Origin of the sequence: Mesorhizobium sp. M7A.F.Ca.MR.362.00.0.0, assembly GCF_004023175.1 — a bacterium.
GTDB lineage: Bacteria > Pseudomonadota > Alphaproteobacteria > Rhizobiales > Rhizobiaceae > Mesorhizobium.
Genome location: NZ_RZTF01000423.1, coordinates 1 through 5300, shown reverse-complemented (window position 1 = coordinate 5300; position 5300 = coordinate 1). Strand labels below are relative to the sequence as shown.

At 64.1% G+C, this 5300-nt stretch carries 4 protein-coding genes and 1 pseudogene; 3 read left to right on the top strand and 2 right to left on the bottom strand.

What is annotated here, in order from left to right; genetic code table 11:
• Both EOC06_RS31925 and EOC06_RS31920 read right to left on the bottom strand, forming a co-directional pair.
• Window positions 1-401: pseudogene (locus EOC06_RS31925) on the bottom strand (glycosyl hydrolase family 5); the annotation flags it as partial.
• Window positions 398-1567, bottom strand: coding sequence for a DUF1972 domain-containing protein (locus EOC06_RS31920; RefSeq protein WP_164898844.1), 1170 nt, complete (start codon window positions 1565-1567; stop codon window positions 398-400). The gene EOC06_RS31920 and the pseudogene EOC06_RS31925, both read right to left, overlap by 4 nt.
• 314 nt (window positions 1568-1881) lie before the next feature.
• Here EOC06_RS31920 and EOC06_RS31915 point away from each other — a divergent pair, with 314 nt between their 5' ends.
• The 3 genes from EOC06_RS31915 to EOC06_RS31905 form a co-directional block, all read left to right on the top strand.
• Complete coding sequence (locus EOC06_RS31915; RefSeq protein ID WP_128309658.1) at window positions 1882-3051, top strand: glycosyltransferase; 1170 nt, start codon at window positions 1882-1884, stop codon at window positions 3049-3051.
• Window positions 3048-4355: a hypothetical protein gene (locus EOC06_RS31910; RefSeq protein WP_127326578.1), complete on the top strand. Its 1308-nt coding sequence runs from the start codon at window positions 3048-3050 to the stop codon at window positions 4353-4355. The genes EOC06_RS31915 and EOC06_RS31910 overlap by 4 nt, the downstream gene beginning before the upstream one ends.
• A gap of 7 nt (window positions 4356-4362) precedes the next feature.
• On the top strand, window positions 4363-5300 hold a 938-nt coding region (locus tag EOC06_RS31905), incomplete at its 3' end, for a GNAT family N-acetyltransferase (RefSeq protein ID WP_128309657.1).

The window sequence follows — 5300 nt, the reverse complement described above, 5'->3', positions numbered from 1 at the left end:
GCATTGGCCTGGATGTTGACGATGATGCCGAGATCGGCGTGGAGAGTGGCCGTGACAGCCGCGTCAAGTATGTCCAGCAACCGGCCGCGCGTGATGGCGTCGGCGGCCAGGAAAGGGCCGGGATCAACAGGCAGACGGATGAAATCGAGCCCGGTCCTGCGCAGCCGACGCAGGTCGTCCGGGGTCGGCACCGGCCGTTGCGACTGGAAGGGCGGCCAGTCATAGTCAGTGCGCGGAGCGGGAAATTCGCGCGTCAGCGAGAACCAGGGCCAGGCGTTGACGCCGCGCCGAAATCGCGGCCCGGCGGCTGCGCGAGCGATTGGTGCGACCGGGAGCGAGCCGAGAGCCGCCGCGGTGGACAGCGCCGTCCGCAGCACCCGCCGGCGCGACCAGCCTGTCATACGGTTCCTGGCGATGCGTGGTCCATCGCGGTGGTCTTGGCGGCGGTCATGCCGAGCAAATGATAGGCCTCATTTTCATAGGCAAGCAGGACATCGTCCCAGCGAAAGGCTTCGCGGGCGCGCGCCCTGGCGGCAACGCCGCAGGCCTTGACCAAGGCGTCATCGTCCAGCGCCTGCTGCATCCGCTTGGCGCAACTGTCCTTGTCGGTGAAGTAGATCGCCGCAGCCCCGGCGGTCCATCTGTTGTAGGGATTGTCGTGGGCGATCACCATGTTGCCGGCCGCCAGCGCCTCGACCAGCGACGGGTTGGTGCCGCCGACCGTGTGGCCGTGCAGATAGGCGCGGGCGTGGTATCTGAGCGCCTTGACCGTCGCCTGGTCGTAGATGGCGCCCGGCAGGACCACCGAGCCATTCGCCGCCTTGCGGATGGCGGCATGATAGGGGATGTCGTCGGACAGCGTTCCCAGCACCACCAGCTTCATGTCGCGCTTGGCGGAGCAAAAAGCTTCGACGATCGGCAGGATGTTGTTGTCGGGTTCGATGCGCGCGATCGAGACGAGATAGCGCCCGGGCTCGAGGCCGAGCGCCCAGACCGGCGCCTCGGGCGCTGATGACACCGGATCGGCGCCATAGGCAATGGTGGCGATGGCGCTGCGCGGCCGGCGTGTCGCCAGGTGATCTGCGATGGCGGGATGATCGGCGACCAGCCGATGCGAGGCCCATGCGCCGATCCATTCGTTGAGCCAGAACCAGGTTCGCGCCGCCATTCCCCATTTTGGGCGGCGCCACTCGATGCCGTCCATGTTGGTGAAGATCTTGCGTCGCTTCAGCCTGAGCCAGGTCAGGAAAACCGCGCCATTGTAGCCGAGCACCAGGCAAACGCCCGGTCGCCGGGCGGCGTCGCGGGCGCATTGCCAGTCGAATTCCAGCGTCGCGCGCGGTCCCTTGGAGGCAACCTGGATGTGAATGAGCTCGATGCCGCGCCAGGTTTCGCTGCGCACCCTCTGGTCGATCCGATCGACCTCATCCTGGCAATAGACGCCGACTTTCCAACCGCGCCCGACAAGAAACAGCGCCAGTTTTTCGGCAAAGGTTTCAAAGCCGCCATGGGCTGCGGGTATGCCGCGGGTCCCCAGGATCAGAATGGCGGGCGTTTCTGGTTTCATGGCCGGCGGCACTTTCACATGTCTCATATATTAGATATTGCTTAATTTATAATGAGCAGATGGCAACTTCCGTGCCACCTCTCGATTTAGGTATCCTGCGAGGGATCATCGCGCGGGGTTGTAAAAAAACGGTGTTGAAGCCGATGGTTGTTTCATTCTCGGTCAACCCTTCTGTGCGTAGCTGTATCGAAACGAAGCAATGCCTGGGGCGTACGGCCGGCAGTCGGGCGTATCGAACCAGGCATGATTCTTGCGGACGGGCTTCTGCCACAATCGCCCAGCGCGATGGTTGTAGCACCCGGCGGGATATAAAGATGCGGATTGCCTGCGTTCATCAGGGTTATGAACTCTATGGTTCTGACCGCAGCTTTGCGGAGAGCGTTGCCGCGCTGCGCGCCGCGTTTCCGTCGGCCGACATCGAAGTGGTTTTGCCACGTAGCGGGCCGATCGTGCGGATTCTGGAAGCGCATGCCAGCCGGATCGTATTCGAACCGCTCTGGGTGCTGAGGCGCCAGGCCATTGCGCGCCTTGCGACCGTCGAGATGGCGCGATTGCCGGTTGCCGTGTTCAGGGCGTGGCGGCGCCTCAAGGATTGCGACCTCGTCTATGTCAACACCTCGATCGTGGCCGACTACGCGCTGGCCGCACGCCTTCTTCCCCAAAAGGCCGTCCTGCACATCCACGAAATCCCCGAAGGCGCCATGCGCAGGGTACTTGTCGGCCTGATGCGCTGGAGCCACGCGGATCTGATCTTCAATTCACACGCGACACGCGCCGCGTTTGGTGATCCCAAGGCGGCGCGTGCGTATGTCGTCTACAACGGTGTTGCCGGGCCGGCGGCGGTCGAACCGATGACATATGACGGCAAGCGCCCATTGCGGGTGCTGCTGCTTGGCCGTATCAACCGGATCAAGGGGCAGGAGATCCTGCTGGAGGCGATCGCCTCGATGCCGGCGGAACTCCAGGCGAGGATCGAGGTGCGGTTGGTCGGCGGCGCCTTCGAAAGCACCGAGCGTGAGCATGCGCTTGCCGAACTGGTCGAAACCATGGGGCTTACCGGGCGCGTCAGAGTCCTGCCTTTCATTCCCGACCCTTCGGAGCATTATCGATGGGCGGATATCGTCACCGTGCCGTCGCGGCGTCCGGAATCGCTGGGCCGCGTCGCCATCGAGGCGATGGCTTACGGCCGGCCGCCGCTTGTATCGGCGATCGGCGGGCTGGTGGAAGTGGTCAGCGACGGGGAGACCGGCTGGCATGTTCCGCCCCGCGACGCAGCAGCTCTTGGCGCGAAATTGCAGGAGATCATCCTCGCCCCTGAGGCCTGGCGCGGGTTTGTCGCTGCCGGACGCGCGCGCTACGAGGCAATCTTCAGCGAGCCGGTCGCGGCCGCGGCGATCACCGCGATCGCCGCCGACAAGCTGAAGACGACCATCGCGCGGCCGGGCAGGGTGCCTGCTGCCCGCGAAGCGGAGACGCGGCCGTGAAGCTAGCGTTTCCGAGCCATCTGGTTCGACGCCTCGTGCTGATGATCGGCGGCGAGGCGATGCAGAGCGGCTTTCATTTTGCCCTCAACATCATGCTGTTGCACATGCTGTCGGCGCAGGGCTACGGCCTCTTCGCCATCGGTATGGTGATGGGCGGTGTCGGCCTGTCCTATATCAGGTCGCTCACCGCCGTTCCCGCCAGCATCTGGATGAGCAAGAGCACCAACAGCGCCGGCGTCGATACCTATGACGTGGCGTTCGGAACGGCGGCGCTGATCGTGGCGTTGCTGATGGCCGTCGGCACGGCAGTCCTGATGCATGTCCTTGGCGATCCAAGCGGAATTGCCGCCGGCTGCTTCGTCGGTGCCTGGTCGTTGCGCAGCCATATGCGCACGGCTTTCTTTGCACGGCGCCAGCAGGTTGTCGTCTCCGTCAGCGATGGCGCTTTTACAGTCGCCGGCTGTGTCCTGACCGGGCTGTCGATCTGGTTGGTCCAAGACCCGCTGCAGACCGTGTTCTATGCACTAGCCGCGGCAAATGTTTTCGGCATTTTCGTCCTGGTCCGGCTGGCTCGGCGTTCGCTTCGCATCAGCTTCCGCATGCCGACCCGGCGACGCTATGTCAGGCTCTGGCCCCAGCTGCGCTGGTCGGCATTCAGCGCCACCACCACCAACATCCAGGGCCAATGTCTGGCGCTGCTGGTCGCCGGCATTGCCGGTCCTGCCGCCTACGCACCGCTGGCGGCGGTTCTGGTGCTGTTTGCTCCGCTGCGCATCATCAGCCTTGCTTTCGTCAACATGACGCAGCCGGATCTCGCCAGGCTGATGCGGAACAATGAAACGGGCCGTGTCTGGACGCAGGCCAAGATCTGGGCACTCGTCATGGGGTTTGGCGGCCTTGCATATGGATGCGCCATCATGTTCGTCCTGCCGATGATAAAATCCCAGGCTCTCCAGGACGCTTCGACCTGGTTCATCGGACTTTTCGTGATCGCGAATTTTGTCCCGATCATGCTCTATATCATGCCCCGCATCGTGCTTGAGATACTCGGCGATTTTCGGATCGTCGCGTTCACCACGACGGGCGGCGCGGTCGTCGGGCTGGCACTGATCGCGGCCCTGCTGGCAATCGCGTCTCCGCCGTGGGCGCTGTTGGGTTCCGCCGTCTCGGAGATGTTCGTGCTCGTGGCATCATGGTATTTCGCGCATCACCGCATGTGGAATATCGAGCATCCCGATGAGGCGCGCGACAGCCGGTTGGGCGCCTGGCGGCGCACGCTGTCGTTCGCCACGGCAAAGCGATAGGAAAAATATGGCAGTCCAGGCGGTGCAAATTGCTGCGGTGACCGGCTCGCCCGATGGCCAGTCCTCCCGTCCGGCCGTCGTCTCCAACGATGCATACACGGCGCGGCTCCACACCAGCCTGGAAGCGGTGAGGCCGCTCTGGTTGCGCCTTCAGGCGGACGGTGTGTGCACCGCCCACCAGAATTATGCCTGGGCCGAGGGGATCGTAGCGCGGCTGATGCCTGAAGGTGCGGAACTGCTCATCGTGGAGGTAAACGACGCCGTGACGGGCGTGCCGCGAATGCTGGTGCCGTTGATACGGCGACCGGCTTTCCGCCATCGAGTGATCGAGTGGCTGAGCTGTGGCGTTTGCGACTATTCGGCACCGTTGCTGGCCGATGCGAGCCCGTGGACGACGCAGTCGGCGCAGGCCGCGTGGGCCGCGGTGCGCTCCGTGCTGCCGCCGGCGGACCGTATCCAGATCAGGGGAATTCCGCAATCGATCAGCGGTGTCGCCAATCCGCTGGCCCTGCTGGCGGCCACGCGCGATTCCCTGCATACCAGCTTCGGCCTCGCCATCGACGGCGATCCGGAGACCGTCCTCAAGCGCCTATGCCGGCCATCCTTCGTCAAGGCTTTCAACAAGGACTGGCGTCGCCTCGAACGGCTTGGCGGCGTGGAACTGGTCGAAGCCAACACGCCGGCCCTGGTGGAGGTCATCTTCGCCGGCCTGGTCCGGATGCGGCTCAGCCGCTTTCGCGAACTGGGCCGCTTCGACCTGCTGACGCAGGCGGCGGTTGTCGATTTCTATCGAAACGCTGCTCTCGAGGGCCTGTCGGATGGGTCGGTGCGGCTCTTCGGGTTGCGTGTGGGTGAAGCTCTTATCGCGGTCCAATACCTGCTGATCCATCAAGTCACCGTTCATGCTCTGCTGATCTCAATCGATCAGGGCGCGGTGCCTAATGT